Origin of the sequence: Bacillus sp. A1 (assembly GCF_042296235.1) — a bacterium.
GTDB lineage: Bacteria > Bacillota > Bacilli > Bacillales > Bacillaceae > Bacillus > Bacillus velezensis.
On the sequence record NZ_CP141181.1, the window covers coordinates 623,755 to 640,494 of the forward strand.

General features: G+C 46.3%; 17 protein-coding genes. 10 read left to right on the forward strand and 7 right to left on the reverse strand.

Annotation, left to right across the window (positions count from 1 at the left end; all coding sequences use genetic code 11):
* Positions 1 to 27: 27 nt before the first annotated feature.
* The 8 genes from gutB to U2H13_RS03330 all read left to right on the forward strand — a co-directional run bounded on the left by gutB (position 28) and on the right by U2H13_RS03330 (position 7,822).
* Positions 28 to 1,089 (forward strand): sorbitol dehydrogenase, encoded by a 1,062-nt coding sequence (gene gutB, locus U2H13_RS03295; protein ID WP_014417071.1) that lies wholly within the window; start codon positions 28 to 30, stop codon positions 1,087 to 1,089.
* A gap of 73 nt (positions 1,090 to 1,162) precedes the next feature.
* Positions 1,163 to 2,539, forward strand: coding sequence for an MFS transporter (locus tag U2H13_RS03300; protein WP_020861281.1), 1,377 nt, complete (start codon positions 1,163 to 1,165; stop codon positions 2,537 to 2,539).
* A 101-nt stretch (positions 2,540 to 2,640) separates the two neighbouring features.
* A complete protein-coding gene (locus tag U2H13_RS03305; RefSeq protein WP_021495206.1) occupies positions 2,641 to 3,603 on the forward strand; it encodes a carbohydrate kinase in 963 nt (320 codons plus the stop codon).
* Positions 3,604 to 3,835: 232 nt separating this feature from the next.
* Complete coding sequence (locus tag U2H13_RS03310) at positions 3,836 to 4,153, forward strand: YjdJ family protein (RefSeq protein WP_109566750.1); 318 nt, start codon at positions 3,836 to 3,838, stop codon at positions 4,151 to 4,153.
* A 114-nt stretch (positions 4,154 to 4,267) separates the two neighbouring features.
* The gene (locus tag U2H13_RS03315; RefSeq protein WP_021495204.1) at positions 4,268 to 4,954 is read left to right on the forward strand and encodes a PspA/IM30 family protein; all 687 of its coding nucleotides are present in this window, start codon (positions 4,268 to 4,270) and stop codon (positions 4,952 to 4,954) included.
* Between the two features lie 50 nt (positions 4,955 to 5,004).
* Complete coding sequence (locus U2H13_RS03320) at positions 5,005 to 6,030, forward strand: TFIIB-type zinc ribbon-containing protein (protein ID WP_017419002.1); 1,026 nt, start codon at positions 5,005 to 5,007, stop codon at positions 6,028 to 6,030.
* Positions 6,030 to 6,791 (forward strand): YgcG family protein, encoded by a 762-nt coding sequence (locus tag U2H13_RS03325; protein ID WP_014417077.1) that lies wholly within the window; start codon positions 6,030 to 6,032, stop codon positions 6,789 to 6,791. Before U2H13_RS03320 ends, U2H13_RS03325 begins: the two co-directional genes overlap by 1 nt.
* 26 nt (positions 6,792 to 6,817) lie before the next feature.
* Positions 6,818 to 7,822, forward strand: a complete 1,005-nt coding sequence (locus U2H13_RS03330; protein WP_103527106.1) for an SPFH domain-containing protein — start codon at positions 6,818 to 6,820, stop codon at positions 7,820 to 7,822.
* Positions 7,823 to 7,864: 42 nt separating this feature from the next.
* Here the strand turns inward: U2H13_RS03330 and U2H13_RS03335 are convergent, their stop codons facing one another.
* The 4 genes from U2H13_RS03335 to U2H13_RS03350 all read right to left on the reverse strand — a co-directional run bounded on the left by U2H13_RS03335 (position 7,865) and on the right by U2H13_RS03350 (position 12,654).
* Positions 7,865 to 9,796, reverse strand: a complete 1,932-nt coding sequence (locus U2H13_RS03335) for an acyltransferase family protein (RefSeq protein WP_014417079.1) — start codon at positions 9,794 to 9,796, stop codon at positions 7,865 to 7,867.
* A gap of 271 nt (positions 9,797 to 10,067) precedes the next feature.
* On the reverse strand, positions 10,068 to 10,928 hold the full coding sequence (gene rsiV, locus U2H13_RS03340) for an anti-sigma-V factor RsiV (RefSeq protein ID WP_014417080.1): 861 nt from the start codon (positions 10,926 to 10,928) through the stop codon (positions 10,068 to 10,070).
* Positions 10,928 to 11,425, reverse strand: coding sequence for an RNA polymerase sigma factor (locus tag U2H13_RS03345; protein ID WP_003155802.1), 498 nt, complete (start codon positions 11,423 to 11,425; stop codon positions 10,928 to 10,930). Before U2H13_RS03345 ends, rsiV begins: the two co-directional genes overlap by 1 nt.
* Positions 11,426 to 11,613: 188 nt before the next feature.
* Positions 11,614 to 12,654, reverse strand: a complete 1,041-nt coding sequence (locus U2H13_RS03350; protein ID WP_007408876.1) for a 2,3-butanediol dehydrogenase — start codon at positions 12,652 to 12,654, stop codon at positions 11,614 to 11,616.
* A 363-nt stretch (positions 12,655 to 13,017) separates the two neighbouring features.
* Between U2H13_RS03350 and U2H13_RS03355 the strand changes: the two genes are divergently transcribed.
* A complete protein-coding gene (locus tag U2H13_RS03355; RefSeq protein ID WP_014417081.1) occupies positions 13,018 to 13,386 on the forward strand; it encodes a septal ring lytic transglycosylase RlpA family protein in 369 nt (122 codons plus the stop codon).
* Positions 13,387 to 13,451: 65 nt separating this feature from the next.
* Positions 13,452 to 14,498 (forward strand): PD40 domain-containing protein, encoded by a 1,047-nt coding sequence (locus U2H13_RS03360; protein ID WP_012116984.1) that lies wholly within the window; start codon positions 13,452 to 13,454, stop codon positions 14,496 to 14,498.
* Positions 14,499 to 14,528: 30 nt separating this feature from the next.
* Here U2H13_RS03360 and U2H13_RS03365 read toward each other — a convergent pair whose 3' ends face one another.
* From U2H13_RS03365 to cotA, 3 genes are all read right to left on the reverse strand, one after another.
* A complete protein-coding gene (locus U2H13_RS03365; RefSeq protein WP_021495202.1) occupies positions 14,529 to 14,687 on the reverse strand; it encodes a hypothetical protein in 159 nt (52 codons plus the stop codon).
* 98 nt (positions 14,688 to 14,785) lie between these two features.
* Complete coding sequence (locus U2H13_RS03370; RefSeq protein ID WP_007408879.1) at positions 14,786 to 14,995, reverse strand: cold-shock protein; 210 nt, start codon at positions 14,993 to 14,995, stop codon at positions 14,786 to 14,788.
* A gap of 203 nt (positions 14,996 to 15,198) precedes the next feature.
* Entirely contained in the window at positions 15,199 to 16,737 is a 1,539-nt protein-coding gene (gene cotA, locus U2H13_RS03375) for an outer spore coat copper-dependent laccase CotA (protein WP_121984672.1), read from the reverse strand.
* Between the last annotated feature and the right edge of the window lie 3 nt (positions 16,738 to 16,740).

Here is a 16,740-nt window from a genome sequence, read left to right on the forward strand (position 1 = left end):
TTCAAAGCAGAGAAAGGATTTTGCCAAATGACTCACACAGTGCCTCAAAACATGAAAGCGGCGGTTATGCACAACACGAGAGAAATCAAAATCGAAACATTGCCCGTGCCTGAGATCAATCATGATGAAGTGTTGATTAAGGTGATGGCTGTCGGAATTTGCGGATCTGATCTGCATTACTATACAAATGGCAGAATAGGCAATTATGTAGTGGAAAAACCATTTATCCTTGGGCATGAATGTGCGGGAGAAATCGCAGCTGTCGGCTCGTCTGTTGATCAATTCAAAGTCGGTGACCGCGTCGCTGTTGAACCTGGTGTTACGTGCGGACGCTGTGAGGCGTGTAAGGAGGGGCGTTATAACCTTTGCCCGGATGTACAGTTTTTGGCGACACCGCCGGTTGACGGCGCGTTTGTCCAATATATCAAAATGCGCCAGGACTTTGTTTTCTCGATTCCGGATTCACTATCCTATGAAGATGCGGCTTTGATTGAACCGTTTTCTGTCGGCATTCATGCGGCCTCGAGAACGAAGCTTCAGCCCGGTTCAACGGTTGCGATCATGGGAATGGGCCCTGTGGGGCTGATGGCCGTTGCGGCAGCGAAAGCATACGGGGCAGGCACAATTATTGTGACCGACTTGGAGCCGCTGCGGTTAGAAGCTGCGAAAAAAATGGGAGCGACGCATGTCATCAATGTCCGGGAACAGGATGCCGGTGAAGAAATCAAAACGATCACGAATGGCATAGGCGTTGATGCTGCTTGGGAAACAGCGGGGAATCCGGCGGCATTGCAATCCGCACTGGCTTCCGTGCGCCGGGGCGGAAAACTGGCGATTGTCGGTTTGCCTTCTCAGAACGAGATTCCGCTCAATGTGCCGTTTATTGCGGATAACGAGATTGATATTTACGGAATCTTCCGTTATGCGAATACGTATCCGAAGGGAATTGAATTTCTCGCTTCCGGCATAGTGGACACGAAGCACCTTATAACGGACCAATATCCGCTGGAGAAGACGCAAGAGGCGATGGAACGGGCCTTTCAATACAAAAATGAATGCTTAAAAGTGATGGTGTATCCAAATCGCTGAGTGAACGGGGAGGATCTTTGCATTCTCCCTCTTGCTTATCAAAAATGAAAACGGATTCTTGGGGTGGGAAATGATGATTGAAACAGAAAAAGCAGCGGCAGTAAAGACGAAATATCGCGGCCTGTCATGGATGGAACGGATCGGCTACGGATTCGGCGATATGTCGTACAATATTATCTTTCAGTTTGTAAACGCATACTTATTATTCTACTATACAGACGTCGGCGGCATTAAGCCTGCGGTCATCGCAGCTTTGTTTCTTATCGTAAGGGTGCTGGATGCTATTTTTGACCCGATTATGGGCGTGATTTTAGACAAGACGAATACAAGGTGGGGAAAGGCAAGGCCGTATCTTTTGTGGGTGGCGTTTCCTTTTGCGCTATTTACGTTCTTATGCTTCACGACGCCTCATTTCGGCGAGACGGGGAACATGGTTTATGCGTACATCACTTATATTCTGCTTGGGATGTCCTTCAGCATGCAGACGATTCCGGTCAACAGCTTAACGGGGCGGATGACGAATTCCGTGGAGGAACGGACGGTTCTGACGACGACCCGGATGATTTTGGTTTATATCGGAATTCTGTTATCGATTTCCTGTGCGACACCGCTTGCAGATCTGATCGGCGGGAAAGATCAGGCGTTTGGATTCCAGATGACGGCGCTTATCTATGCGGCGGTGAGCATCGCGTTGAATCTGTTCAGTTTCTTTACTGTGCGGGAACGGATTCAGCCTGAAAAAAGAAAAAAACAAGGAATGAAAAAGACGTTGTCTGTTTTGTTCCGAAACAAGCCTTTGCTCATTTTGGTTTCTGCATTTTTGGCGTTTGCGATTGGGTTTAACATTAAGCTCAGCACGATGGTGTACTATTTTACGTATAACGTCAGCCATAAGGAATTTGTGTTTTTAGGAACCGTGTTGTTTTTCGGCGCAGCGCTGATCAGCAATCTGTTTATTCCTTTCTTTTCTGAGAAGCGGGGCCGGAAGCAGGTTATGATCATCACGGCGGCGCTATCGCTGATTTCTTATGCGGGCCTTCAGTTTACATCGTATTCTTCGCTGCCGCTTATTTTCTTTTGGCTTTTCGTTTCGGGATTTTTTACGACGCCTTTAAATACGCTTGCTTGGGGAATGGTTGCCGATTGTGTCGATTATGCGGAATGGAAAACCGGAGTCCGGGCTGATGGCGTGGTGATTTCGAGCATGAGTTTCATCAATAAGCTCGGAGTTGCGCTAGCCGGATCATTTTCGGCCGTTTATCTCGGAATCGCCGGATATGCCGCGAATACCGATCAGACGGCCTCGTCATTGAATGCGATTAAAAATATGAATGCGCTCATCCCGGGATTGTTCATTCTGCTGTCTATTATTCTTATTTCTTTTTATCCTTTAACTGAAAAAAAATATCAGCAGATGATGTCTGATCTGGAGCAAAGAGCTGCAAGATGAGTATACGTAAAATTTAAAATATTCTATGTAAACGGTTGTATTTATGACAGAAAGCACTATACTGAAACTATAATCGAGAATTGATAAATGAGTGTGATAATGTGGGAAGCCGATCTGTTATTTGTATTGGAGAATTGTTAATTGATTTCTTTTGTACCGATGTGGATGTTGATTTGACGGAAGGGCGTAATTTCTTAAAAAGTGCCGGCGGGGCACCGGCGAATGTGTCGGCAGCGATTGCTAAGCTGGGCGGAGACGCGGCTTTCAGCGGAAAAACAGGCAAAGATCCGTTCGGGTATTTTCTGAAGCAGACATTGGACGCCGTACACGTCGATACCTCTATGCTCGTCATGGATGAGAAAGCGCCTACAACGCTTGCGTTTGTTTCATTAAAACAAAATGGGGAGCGCGACTTTGTGTTTAACAGAGGAGCGGACGCTTTGTTTACGCTGGAGGATATTGATCTGGAAAAGGTAAACGATGCGAAAATCCTTCATTTCGGATCAGCGACAGCATTGTTATCTGATCCGTTTTGCTCAGCCTATTTACGGCTGATGTCGATTGCGAAAGACAATGGACAGTTTATTTCCTTCGATCCTAACTACCGTGAGGATTTATGGAAAGGAAGAGTTTCAGAGTTTATAAACACCGCAAAAAAAGCCGTTGCCGTAAGTGATTTTGTGAAAGTCAGTGACGAAGAGCTTGAGATCATCAGCGGTGCGAAGAATCATAAAGAAGGTGTTGCGGTTCTTCATGAGATCGGAGCCGGCATTGTGGCGGTGACACTCGGGAAAAGCGGGACCCTTCTTTCAAATGGGAAGCATCTTGACATCATTCCGAGCATTCCGGTGACATCAATAGACTCAACGGGAGCGGGAGATGCGTTTGTCGGCGCGGCGCTGTATCAGCTGGCGCGCACCGATGAGATTCAGACGGCAGCCGATGATTTTGCGAAGCTGCGTGATATTGTCTCATTTGCCAATAAGGTGGGGGCGCTCGTGTGCACCAAAATCGGTGCGATCGATGCTTTGCCGAGCTTTAAAGAGGTTGAAGTATCACTGTAAAGTATGGAGGATGTTTCTTGAAAGTCATCGGACTTCGGGAAGCATCCTCTTTATTTAGGTCTGAAACCCAATACGATATACGGTATACTTTAGAAAGGCATCCAGTAAATTGAATCGCTGTGAAGTACATACAATCACGTTTTTATCAGTTCTGAGTAAAACCAAGTTTCTGCTGCTGCCGTCATGTATAGTATGACGGCCTATGATATTGAACCGCGGAGGAATGTTTTTCATGAAACATGTTTTTCTTATTGTGCAATGCGCGTTTTCTGTTTTTTGTTTTCTTTGTCTCACCGCTGTCAATTGGTATCAGGGGAGTGAGCTTGTTTCTGATTCGTTTGATTGGAATGATACGGCTAAATTCTCAAAGCTTTTGAATGGGACGGATACGATTACAAGTCCGGAACAGATTTCGCAGCTGGATTTCTTTGTGTATGCGGCGAAGCATTATCCGTTAGTGAGCGGGTTAATGATCGGGCTGTTTGTTTATTTTTTGTTCTCACTGTATCTGGTCATAAAGAATTTCCGCCGGCACAAATGGGCTGAATGAGACTATTTTCATATAAAAATACATAAATTCAAGAGAAAATGAAACTTTTTTTGAAAAAAACAGTATATATAACTGTGAACTTGTTACTATTTAATTTTGGGAGGAAAATGAAAAATGAGTATTTTAGGAAGATTTAAAGACATCATGTCAAGTAATATCAATGCGTTGCTGGATAAAGCTGAAAACCCTGAAAAAATGGTTGATCAATATTTGCGGAATCTGAACAGTGATTTAGGAAAAGTGAAAGCGGAGACGGCTTCTGTCATGGCTGAGGAACAGCGGGCGAAAAGAGCGCTAACTGAATGCCAGGCTGATGCCGAAAAGATGGAAAGTTATGCGATGAAAGCGTTGCAGGCCGGCAATGAAGCTGATGCGCGGACATTTTTGGAAAGGAAAGCGGCTGTTGAATCAAGACTGACTGAGCTGCAAACGGCTTATCAGCTCGCTTCATCCAACGCGTCTCAAATGCGCAAAATGCATGACAAGCTTGTCGCTGATATCGGAGAGCTTGAGTCGCGCCGAAATGCCATCAAAGCGAAGTGGTCTGTGGCAAAAACGCAGGAGAGAATGAACAAATTGGGGTCCTCTGTGTCAAATGCGGGCCAATCGCTGACAGCTTTCGGCAGAATGGAAGACAAGGTCAACCAAGCGCTTGATCACGCCAATGCGATGGCTGAGCTGAACGCGTCTCCGAAAGACGATATTGACGAGCTGACGGCTAAATATGACAGCAATCAAAGCAGTGTCGATGATGAATTGGCGGCGCTCAAGCAGAAAATGCTTTTCAGTAAAGATCAATAGACAGCGGGCTGCAGCTTTGTCCGATATAAAGAGAAAGTGAGAGAAACAGAATGATCATTTCTTATAAATGCCCGAACTGCGGCGATGATATGGTCTTTGACAGTTCATCCGGCATGCTGACATGTCACAGCTGCGGGCGGCAGGATCAGATTGAGAGCCTGCCAAAAGAGTATATAACGACGAGATTTTCCGAAAATGAGGCGAACGAGTACCGCTGTGAGAATTGCGGCGCGGTATTAATGACTGAGGCGGAAACGACGGCCACGACGTGCGGGTTTTGCGGAGGAGCCGCCGTTCTCGCCGACCGATTATCGGGAAATCTCGCGCCTTCGATGGTGATCCCTTTTACGATCAGTAAAGAAGAGGCCATGAGCGCTTTTAAAAAGTGGTGCCGAAACGGCCGTCTGACACCGAAAGGATTTATGTCTGCCGACCGGGTGAAGAGCATAACCGGCATGTACGTGCCGTTTTGGATGTTTGATTTAAACAGCAAGGTTCAGGTCAATGCCGTTTGTACGAGAGTGCATCACTATGATGATGGAGAATACCGGGTGACGGAGACCGAGTATTACAACGCGTACCGCGATATCAATCTTGATTATCTCAAAATTCCGGTCGACGCTTCAGAAAAAATGAATGATGAATTAATGGACAAATTGGAACCTTACTCATACAGTGAGCTGAAGGAGTTTAATACGGCCTATTTAGCGGGATATATAGCGGAAAAGTACAATTATACCGATGACGATCTCTTTCCGCGGGCGAAGGATAAAATCAGCCATTATATTGATTCTTATATCAGATCCACCTTCTCCGGATATACGACGGCTGACATTACGGATGAGCAGATTCAGACCGATAAAATCAGCAGCTTTTACGTACTGCTTCCGGTCTGGATGGTCAGCTACGACTATGAGCGGGCTGAACACATTTTTGCGATGAACGGGCAGACGGGCAAGGTTGTCGGCAAACCGCCGATCAGTGCCGGAAAAGTGGCCGCGTGGTTCGGCGGCATAACCGCCGGTGCGTTTGTAGCATTAAGACTCGTCTCACTTATGATAGGAGGCGGTTTTTGATGAAAGTATCGATAAAAAAAGCGTGTCTCTTCTGCTTCGTCCTTTTTCTGATGCTGTCTTTTTCTTTACATACATCGGCGTCTGCCGCGGAACAGAAGCAATATGTTTACGACAATGCTCATTTATTAACGAAGGATGAAACGAAGAAACTTGAGGAATTGGCCGGGAAGCTGGGGGCAAAGCGCCATACCGATTTTATCATTCTTACCGCAAACGGAACGGGCGGTAAGGACATCGAGCAGTACGCCGGTGATTTTTATGACAGTCATTTTAGCGGAAGTACGGCGATATTGACCATTGATATGAAAAATCGGGAAGTATTTATCTCCGGATATAAAAAGGCGGAGACGTATTTGAATAACAGCCGGCTGAATACGATCAGGAATACGATCTCGTCAGATATTTCCGCAGGCCATTATGAAAAGGCGTTTCAGACCTACATCAAGATGGCTTATAAAGATATGGGGAAAAGCCCGGACGACAAGTCTGACAATCTGCTGCTCACATGGTGGTTTCAGCTCATTATTGCCGCAGCCGCGGCCGGAATCGCCGTCACCGTGATGGTGTACAATTCCGGCGGCAAGGTCACCGTCACCGGCAGCACGTATATGGATCACGATACGTCTGAAGTGCTGAGCCAGCACGACACATATATCCGAACCGACGTTACAAGAGAAAAAAAGCCTGATAAAGATAATGACAATGACGGCGGAGTCACGAGGGGCGGCACGAGTTACAGCGGAAGCAAGGGAAGTTTTTAAATTATATGTAAAGGATTTGAGCATACATGGGTTTTTTCAGAAATCAGTTAGCAAATGTGGTGGAGTGGGAAGAATTCAGAGACGACATGGTTTTCTATAAATGGAACAACCGTGAAATTAAAAAAGGCAGCCGTCTGATCATCCGGCCGGGACAGGATGCCATCTTTTTATACAACGGGAAGATTGAAGGGATTTTCCGTGATGACGGCGATTATGATATCGAATCAGAAATCATTCCGTTTCTATCTACACTAAAAGGGTTTAAGTTTGGTTTTAACAGCGGCATGCGGGCTGAAGTGCTGTTTGTGAATACGAAGGAGTTCACCGTGAAGTGGGGCACAAAAAACGCCATCAACATTCCGGCGGCAGGTATGCCGGGCGGTATGCCGATCCGCGCAAACGGCACATTTAACTTCAAGGTCATTGACTACATCGGATTGATTGATAAGATTGCGGGTGTCAAAGACAGCTATTTAGTGGAGGACATTAAAATCCGGATTACGTCTATTCTCGATCAGCTTTTGATGAAATGGATCACCAGAGAAGGAAAAGACATGTTCAATCTGCAGTCGAATTCCTTTGAAATCGGAAAAGGGATTCAAGAAGATCTTGATATGCAGCTGATCGGAGACGGCATGTCGATTACGGGCTTCAATATTATGAGCTTTAACTATCCGCAGGAAGTTCAGGATATGATTACGAAAAACGCTTCTTACGGCATGGTGGGCGATGTGAACCGCTATCAGCAGATTTCCATGACGAACGGAATGTCATCCGGCAAAATGAACGGAAGCGGCGCCGCCTCAGACATGGCGGGCATGATGATGGGAATGAATGTGGCAAATCAAATGATGAACCAAATGAACCAAAATCAGCAGAACCAGCCGCAGCAAGATCAAAGTCAGCAGAATCAGGGGACGGCACCGGCGAACGGCTCGGAAGGAGCGGATAAGCCGAAATTCTGTCCGAACTGCGGAACGAAAACGGAAGGCGCGAATTTTTGCCCGAATTGCGGACAGAAGCTTGCCTGACGATATACGAAAAAGAGGCCTTTTTGGGGCCTCTTTTTTTTGTCATGATTTCATTGTTTGAACGATGAGAGATGTCAGCGCTTTAGAACCCTCAGGTATGAGATGGACGCCGTCCGGTGTGAAGTATTCAGGGTGCTGCAATGCTTTTGCGTGCCAATCGACAAGCGTCACATTTTTCCGTGACTCGGCCTGCCGGCGCAATGATTCGTTTACTTTGCTTTCCCACTGCCGCGGCACACGTGTGTTGACAAGATAGATATCGGCTTTTGAAAAGGAGCTGATCAGTGATTCAATTTGGCTGTTTGTGAAATAGCCGTTCGTCCCTAACTCGATGATGACCGCTTTGTTCGGCTGATTAAATGACGCATATTCCGAAGTGAGCCGGAGTGCTTGAGAGACTTGTCTTCCTACCTTTCCGTCGATGGTGACATGAGGGAGGGACTGCCGCAGGTATGACGCAATGTCCAGCATCACCGAGTCACCGATGGCCAGCACGTCTTGCTGAGGCTGTGTTTGTTTTGAATCAGCCGTTTTTTGAGATGACCGTTCCTTTTTCTCTTCGTTTTTCTTTGTATTTGATTTGTCTGTTGGTTCTTTCTTGTTTTTGTCTGACGCGGTGTCCGTTTTTTCGCCGCCGTGTTTTTTCTTGCTGTCTTCTTCTTTTGCAGGCTGATCGTGATCGGCCGTTTTGTGCGAAGAGGCGGCGGTTTCTTGCTGATCATTTTGCGCGTACGTCCATTGCGGCTGTTTTTTCTCTTCGGCTATCCCTGACAGCCCGCCCGCAAATACGAGAATGGCGGCAAGAATAAGGCCGAGCGACATTCTGCTGATGACAGAGGACGTCTTCCATTCCAGAAAGCGGTTCAGAAACACGCGGCGTAAAAATGGCCGGAAGCCCGCAGTGCGGATCGGCTGTTCAATGAAATGGTAAGATAGCTCGGCAAGAATGAAAGTGGCGCCGATTCTGACGGCGCAGTGCCAATAAACCGGATTTCCGATTTCCTGTACGGGTGTGCTCAGCACGATAACCGGGTAATGCCAAAGATAGATTCCGTATGATCTCGTTCCGATCCAGCGAAGCGGCTTCCATGAAAGAACATGTCCCAAAAAGCTGCTCGGATGGCATAAACATGCGACAAGAACCGCTGCGGTGATGCTGATCAAAAGCATGCCGCCCTTGTACAGGAAGGGTTCATATTCATCCGTGTAAAAGACGCAAAGCAGCAGCGCGGCAAAAGCGGCAAGCTCCGTCCCGTGAAGCAGGTGTTTCATGCTGCTCGGCAGCCGTTTGGAAGATAATCGTTTCATCGGCCACACTAAAGCTAAAGCGCAGCCGATCAGCAATTCAAATGAGCGGGTATCCGTTCCGTAATAAACGCGGCTCGGATCTCCGCCGGGCACATACATCATACTCATTACGACTGCCGAACATAACGCGAGGAACATGACCGCGGCCGCAAGCCGGGCCCGTGTTTTACATATGTACATTCCCGCAAGCAGCAGGAAGGGCCATATGATATAAAACTGTTCTTCAATCGCCAGCGACCAAAGGTTTTTTAATGGCGAAGGGGAGCCGAAGCTATCGAAATAAGAAAGTTGATGAAAGATAAACCACCAATTGCTTATGTAAAAAAGTGAGGAGACCGCATCTCCGCGTACGGTATGCAGGAGCTCGCTGTTAAACAATACGACCCAAATGACTGTCGTGATAATCATGAGATAAGCCGCCGGCAGAAGCCGCCTGATCCGGCGCACCCAAAAATCACGCAAATCAAGGGTGATGGCATTGCCTTGGGCAGGCAATATAATAGATGTAATTAAATACCCCGATAAAACAAAAAAGATATCAACACCGATGAAACCGCCGTCGGCCCAGTTAAAATTCAGATGATATGCGATAACTGCGAGGACGGCAAAGGCGCGAAGTCCATCCAGTCCGGGAATATAGCGGTGATGCAGTGACTTGTCTGACATGGTATTCCTCCAATAATGTGCGCGGAAATTCTCGCTGTTTTGCGGATGGCTATGGCAGATTTCTGTACAGTCTTCCATTTGTTCCGTTAATTAGACGCATTCGGAAGGGGATTTTGTTTCAGAAAAAATGAATGAAATGCTGTGATTTTCTTAAACTTTTCAGCCCCCGTCCGGCGTCTGTTATATGAAAAGGGTCCCTTATGCATCTTGGCTGTTGCGGGACGTAAGAAAAAATCCATGATCTGCGGATATCATGGATTTTTTTCTTTCTTTATCTGATGTAGCGGTCTCCGACAAGCAGCTTGGAGATGACGGAGGTCGGTATTGTAAACTCTGTAACGCCCATATATCCGGGTGCCGCTTCATATTCGTCAAATGAAATAACAAGTTTGTGCTTATCTGTAATATAAAAATTCTGGTCGGCGCGGATGGCTTTAAAAGGCTCCGTCATATCATCATCTTCGACCCAGTATATTTTATTCGGATCTTCTTTCATCTGTTTTTTCATTTGTTCTTTAATATTTTGGCTGATGACTTTAATATAACGGTCATCTTTAAATAAGCTCTTTAACGTAAGCACGGCCTCATTCTTTTTATCAATCGTGATGTAACGGCTTTGTGTATAAGAGGAAGCTTGCGTTTTTTCGATATCACGTCGGATTGAGATCAGATCCGCTGTGTCAGTAACGGTTTCATAATCGCTGTAAATACTGAGGTGGCCTTTTTTGCTTTTTGAGGTCGCCTTCATAAATTCCTGATACAGCTTTTTGCTTTCTTTCATGTAATGCCGGTTGATGCTGTCTTCGAGTTTATGATCGGAAAGTCCGGACAGAGCGGGCGTTTTCACATCAATGCTTGATTGGTTCTTTTCTTCCTTCATCTCCGTGAATGTGATGGCTTGGACGACTTTGCCGATGACGGGGATTTTAGACATGGCTTGTGCGGCATCCGGATTGATATTGACAACGGCGGTAAATAAGACGGCCGCAGCGACTGCCGCGGATGTCGGCCACATCACGATTCGTTTTTTCTTCGGTTTTTGCCGAAGGGCTTTTTCGACAATGCTGTCCAGTTCCTTAGGAATGGGCACACTTTTATACTCTTCTCTTAATTGTTCTAATCTCTTTTCCATTAAGAAAGATCCTCCTTCGTCAGCTGAATGCGCATGAGCTTCAGCCCCCTGTAAAGGCGTGTTTTGACGGTGTTGATGTTTTCCCCCGTGATGTCCGCGATTTCTTCTAATTTCAGGTCTTCAAAGAAACGCAGAATGATAATGGTTTTATATTGATGCGGCAGGTCATCGAGCGCTTCGTGAAGGTCTGTGTCCTTGTAGTGATCTTCCTTTCCGCGGCTTAAAAACTCGATCGTTTCATCGTCCATCACTTTCAGTTTTTTCTGTTTGCGGAGAAAATCAATGGCCGTGCGCACTAAAATTTTATAAAACCAGCTTTTGATCACATCGGGGTTTTTGACGGATTCGACCGATGTCAGCGCTTTTTGAATTGATTCCTGAACAATATCTAACGCGTCATCCTTGTTCTTTACGTAACTGTACGCAAGCCGGTAAAAGTCTTCCTTGCGCTCAGTTATGCACGTCACAAGCGACGCTTTGGCTGTTTCGTTCTTCATTGCTTCAAAGGGCTCCTTTTTTAAAAATACGTATCATAGGCTGCTGCCTAAGGATAGACGGGACAGGGTAAAAAATAGTTTGCGCAGAGGGGATCATTTTTAAAAGGAAAAGGAAGGAAAGACGATGAGATGAAAAAAAGAGCCGGAACGGCTCTTTTTCGGATGTGTCTGATATTCAGCTGAACGGTTTAGTTCGGTTTGACTAAGATTTTCACTTGGTTTTTCTCTTTGATTAAAGCGCCGAAGCCTTCTTCAATCAGGTCGTCGAGCACGATTTTTTTCGTGACGAGCTTATCTGCTGAGAAGTATCCCTCTTTCATCAGTGCAAGAACGGAAGGGAAGATGTCACGGTATCCGATAATGCCTTTTACGGTCCGTTCTTTGATGACGATATCGTTCGGATGGATTTCCGCTCCTTTTTCCCAGATGCTGACGATAACCGTTTCACCGGCAATGTTTGTTGACTGGATCGCCTGGCGGAGAACGACAGGAACGCCTGTTACTTCATAAGAAACATCAACGCCGCCGTTTGTGCGTTTAGCGATTTCTTCAACGACATCGTCCGTTTTTGACGGATCAATGATGATAGCGCCGAGTTCTTTCGCTTTTTCCTGACGTTCCGGTGAAAGTTCAACCGCGTAAATATCTGTGGCGCCGGCCGCTTTCAGGGCTTCAATCACAAGCAGCCCGATCGGTCCGCAGCCAAAAACTGCCGCCTTGTCGCCCGCTTTTAATTTGCTTTGGCGGACGGCATAAAGCGCTACCGCTGACGGCTCAACAAGCGCACCCTGTTCGTAAGAAAGCTCTTCAGGAAGCTTAAACAGCAATTCTTCGTCAACGGATACATATTCAGAAAATCCGCCGCCGCCTCCGGCTAAGCCTAAGAATCCCATTTGTTCATCAAGGTTATAGGCTCCCTGATGTCCGTGTGTGGCAAAAATCGGTTCCACGACGACACGGTCGCCGACGCTGTAATTTTTGACGCCTTCGCCCACTTCAACGACTTCTCCTGAGAATTCGTGACCCATCGTGACGGGCGCCATTTCGTTTGTTAACGGATGAGGTTTGCCGACCGGAATAAAGATCGGGCCTCCCAAATATTCATGAAGGTCGCTTCCGCAAATCCCGCACCATTTGACTTTAATTTTGACTTTACCCGGTTCTGCTTTAGGTTCATCAATGTTTTCGATTCGAATGTCTTTTTGATTGTGCCATCTTGCCGCTTTCATTGATTATCACTCCTAGTCTGATTGAAACGAGTATAGGTACATGATCAATATGAACCACGGTTAAAAGGAATAAAGTGCCTGCTTCCTAAAGCCTGATTTCTCAAAATATATCATATTATGCAACTATCAATAGGCCTTATAAAAAGTCCATATTGAATGCAGAAATACTCTATGAATATTATAACGCTAATGAATTAAATTTTGTAGTATAATTTACCATGGAATTATATAGAACAGGAAATTGTGCCGTCGTTATGTGCATGTCTCATCACGTTGTAATGAACATGTAAAGTGATTGAAATATTATAATCGTCTTCTTGGTGTATAATTTTGCCTAGAATAAAGAATCAGGAGGACGAAAGCTTGAAGAAGTTATTCTTAGCCTTATTGATTTTAGCAGGAAGCACGCTGGGAGCGATCAGTTACTCTTCTGATGCAAGTGCTAAAAAAGTGAACGGAAATATTACATGGTATAATGGAGTCGGTAAAAAAGGATCTTCCGGTAAAAAACTGGGACACTGGGATTGCGCGACAAAATTAGGATTTGACGTTCCGAGAAACGGAACGAAAATCAGAGCTTATGCCAAAGCAAAACCGAAAAAGGTTATCACCGTATACAAAAATGATGTAGGCCGTATGCCGAATGCCGTATTGGATGTCAGCCCGAAAGCGTTCAAAGCGCTCGGATATCCATTAAGCAAAGGAAGAGTATCCGGACACTACAGCTATTAAAATAGACCATCTTAAAAAGCAAGGACACTGATTCTTGCTTTTTCTGATTGACGGAGAGATTGATAATGAAGAAGAAACGATGGATCTGGATGTTGCTGGCCGCCGTTTTGGCGGCGGCGGTCATCGCGGCCGTTTTACTGATTAAAGGAAAAAGCGACGGCGGCGGAAAAGCCGTTGTCTCCGGCGGTCATGACAAGCTGCTTGTTTCCATTACAGACAAAGATCTGATGACGAAATATTACGAGGACGGCCGCGTGCTGTACGAGGAAAAGCTTTCGGCATATCCGGCGTTTGCGCTGGATGATGCCCATCAGGTGCTCTATTTTGTCGGGAATAATGACCAAAATGAGATGCGTCTGTATAAGCTTGATCTGAAGACGAAAAAGAAGACGGTGCTTTATAAAGGAACGGCAAGCGCTGACAGTTTGTTTTTATCAAAGGATCTGACGCACATTTATTTCCGTCTCGGAAAAGCGGATGAAGATATTTTCCGTCTCGCATCTTTTGATTTGAAAACGAAACGTTATGAAAACCTGTATCCCGCCGCCGATGAGAAAGACGACAGTGTAAGCAGCTTCTTTTATAACCGCAGCCAAAACGATTTTGCGCTTCTGCATTATTCCGTAAAAGAGGATTATCAAAAAACGGATGAAGCAAATGAGAAGGGGATTGACCCTGAACCGACGAATATCCGGTTTGCGGCAGGAGCGGGCGAACACCTTCAGGATCTGACAAACCTTGAACAGTTTATCAGCGACGTGGCGGTGTCACCGGACGGAAAGAACCTTGTCTTTACATCTTATACCCAAAAAGGGACGGAACAAAAAGCGTCCATCCGTCTGATGAATGTCAAAACGAAAAAAGATGAAACGATTATCTCAAACGGGAAGGACTTCGCTCCGCTGATTGATGCCCAGCCTCAGTTTTCTAAAGACGGCAGCATCATTTATTTCATGGCGGAAGCAAAAGGCGCTAAGCGTCTGAAGGATGAAACGGGGCGGAATGCGAAGGTCCGGACCATTTATGCTTATCATTTGGATACGAAAAAATGCGAAAAAGTCTGGGAAAATGACAACGGCATTATCAACAGTTTTTCCGTCATCCAATCATGAAAAAAACACTCAGCGCCCGCTGGGTGTTTTTTAATGAACAAAGCTGGCTGCGGCTGAGGCGAGCCATTTGAAAAAACGGAGAATCGGAACGGCAAAATGAAGCGTTTCGATGAATGACTGTGCGGCAAGGTTCATTTTCCGCCGTTTTGCCAATTCCTTCAGATCTTTCTGCTGCCGATCGTTTTTCATGTTCATTGCTCCTTTGCATCATAAAAGGACATGATAACGCAAAGGCCTCTCATGAGACATGGAGGCCTTCTCTATGTTGAGACTCGTAAAAGGGAGGTCTAACTTGATGCCGTTTGATTATTGTTTTGGAGATTTACCAACGAACGGACGCCGTCGATCATTTTACTGCCGCAAAGGGGGCAAGTCGGGGTATCACTGCCGGCAAAATTCTTTCTGCTCCAGCCGATACAGTCCTCTTTTGTGCATTCCCACGTACTGACATCTTCTTTAGGCAGCGGTTCCTGATTACGTTTGTTGTAGTAAGACATAAAGTCACTTCTTCCCTTATGAATTTTCGTGCACTCCTTCATTGTCTCATACTTTTCCCTAATCTCCTAATTCCTTTTTCTATCCAGATTTCCAATGAGGGTGCACCGTCTTCCTGTTATTACAGTATATGCAAATAAGTGTCTTCTTATTTTTTCTTTTTGGATAAATAAAAAAGCCCCTCTCAGAAAAGGGGGATGTTTGTTTACTGCTTATCCGTGACGTCCATCGGTCTCATCATGTCGTAATCTTCGTGCTCTAAAATATGACAGTGCCATACGTAGCGTCCGCTGTAAGGAGCGAAAGTCGCCGCGATTCTGATGACCTCTCCCGAGTGCGCCTGCACGGTATCTTTCCAGCCTTTCTCACTTGGAGGAGGCGGGACGGCGGGGCCTGTATACACAATGTCGCCGAATTTGTTATAACGCTCTAAGTCAAAAGGGCGCCGGTCAAGGATTTGGAAGGAGACAAGGTGCAGGTGTATCGGATGGGTACCCCCCATCGGATTGATAATCGACCAGATTTCCGTTGTGCCGAGCTTCGGCGCTTCTGTCACAGGATCATGCCATCGCTTGTTATTCAGCGTCAAAACGGGCCGGCCGTATTTGTCTTGCGTATTTGTGAGTTTAAGCGTCCTGATATTGTGTATTCTCTTTGATGTCACATTAGGCATTGTTGAAAGATTTTTAGGCTTACGGCTTGTGTCTTCTCCCTTCAGCGGTTTTGTGACGCGGAATTGCATCACATTGGCGTCTGTATCCGGATCGGCGTCGCCCCCGCAGCCGGTGCCGTTCGTTAAAATGATATGTTCTCCGTCAAAGGCGGAGAAATCGATGAGCACATCATACCGCTCTGCCGGGGCTAAGCTGATAGATTGTGTTTTGACAGAGCGGGGAAGCAGTCCGCCGTCAGAACCGATTTGGATAAACTTCCCGCCGTTATTGAGCGAGAGAGAAAATGTTCTTGTATTGGAGGCATTAAGGATGCGGAAACGATATGTCCGCGGTTCAACTTCCATATACGGCCACGCTTTACCATTGACGAGAATGGTATTTCCGCAAAAAAACGGGACGATGGAAGGGTCGGGCAGCGTTTCGGAAGGGTTAGCAGGTCCGCTCGGATAAGACAAGGAACCGTCGTCATTTAACGTGCGGTCCAAAATCATAAGCGGTACGTCATACTCTCCGGAGGGAAGCTTCAGCTGCTTTTCTTTTCGCTCGCGGATGATATACATCCCGGCAAGCCCCGCGAACACATTGAGCCTCGTAATCGCCATGGCGTGATCGTGATACCATAACAGAGCCCCGCGCTGTTTGTTTGGATAATGGTATACCTCTTTCTCAAAATAAGGACCCGTTTCCTTAAAATCCTTTGTGAACCAGGCTTCCGGGTAGCCGTCGCTGTCCGGCGGGGTTGCTCCTCCGTGTAAATGGACGACGGTTTTGACATCGGGTTCCTGATGGCCGCTTTCTGAATGGTGAATGGTATGATCCACAGGCAGAAAATGCTTATCCGGAAGGTCATTCATCCATTTAATATAGACGTTCTCATCTTGGTTCACGTCGATCGTCGGGCCGGGAAATAAACCGTTATACCCCCACAGCCGGGTCGGCGGGAGATCGCGGTGCAGCTTGTGAAAGCATTCCTTCATGGTGACTTCATAATACGTGCTGCCGTCTGATTTCTTCTGCGGCTGGAGTGTTTCGATAATCGGCAGTTCATCTGCAAATTTTTCTAGTGCCATTTT

Bases quoted from the DNA above. Each gene is read 5' to 3' on its own strand.
- gutB (WP_014417071.1), top strand. From the start codon at position 28: ATGACTCACACAGTGCCTCAAAACATGAAAGCGGCGGTTATGCACAAC.
- U2H13_RS03300 (WP_020861281.1), top strand. From the start codon at position 1,163: ATGATTGAAACAGAAAAAGCAGCGGCAGTAAAGACGAAATATCGCGGC.
- U2H13_RS03310 (WP_109566750.1), top strand. From the start codon at position 3,836: ATGAAACATGTTTTTCTTATTGTGCAATGCGCGTTTTCTGTTTTTTGT.
- U2H13_RS03315 (WP_021495204.1), top strand. From the start codon at position 4,268: ATGAGTATTTTAGGAAGATTTAAAGACATCATGTCAAGTAATATCAAT.
- U2H13_RS03320 (WP_017419002.1), top strand. From the start codon at position 5,005: ATGATCATTTCTTATAAATGCCCGAACTGCGGCGATGATATGGTCTTT.
- U2H13_RS03325 (WP_014417077.1), top strand. From the start codon at position 6,030: ATGAAAGTATCGATAAAAAAAGCGTGTCTCTTCTGCTTCGTCCTTTTT.
- U2H13_RS03330 (WP_103527106.1), top strand. From the start codon at position 6,818: ATGGGTTTTTTCAGAAATCAGTTAGCAAATGTGGTGGAGTGGGAAGAA.
- U2H13_RS03335 (WP_014417079.1), bottom strand. From the start codon at position 9,796: ATGTCAGACAAGTCACTGCATCACCGCTATATTCCCGGACTGGATGGA.
- rsiV (WP_014417080.1), bottom strand. From the start codon at position 10,928: ATGGAAAAGAGATTAGAACAATTAAGAGAAGAGTATAAAAGTGTGCCC.
- U2H13_RS03345 (WP_003155802.1), bottom strand. From the start codon at position 11,425: ATGAAGAACGAAACAGCCAAAGCGTCGCTTGTGACGTGCATAACTGAG.
- U2H13_RS03350 (WP_007408876.1), bottom strand. From the start codon at position 12,654: ATGAAAGCGGCAAGATGGCACAATCAAAAAGACATTCGAATCGAAAAC.
- U2H13_RS03360 (WP_012116984.1), top strand. From the start codon at position 13,452: ATGAAGAAGAAACGATGGATCTGGATGTTGCTGGCCGCCGTTTTGGCG.
- U2H13_RS03365 (WP_021495202.1), bottom strand. From the start codon at position 14,687: ATGAAAAACGATCGGCAGCAGAAAGATCTGAAGGAATTGGCAAAACGG.
- U2H13_RS03370 (WP_007408879.1), bottom strand. From the start codon at position 14,995: ATGTCTTACTACAACAAACGTAATCAGGAACCGCTGCCTAAAGAAGAT.
- cotA (WP_121984672.1), bottom strand. From the start codon at position 16,737: ATGGCACTAGAAAAATTTGCAGATGAACTGCCGATTATCGAAACACTC.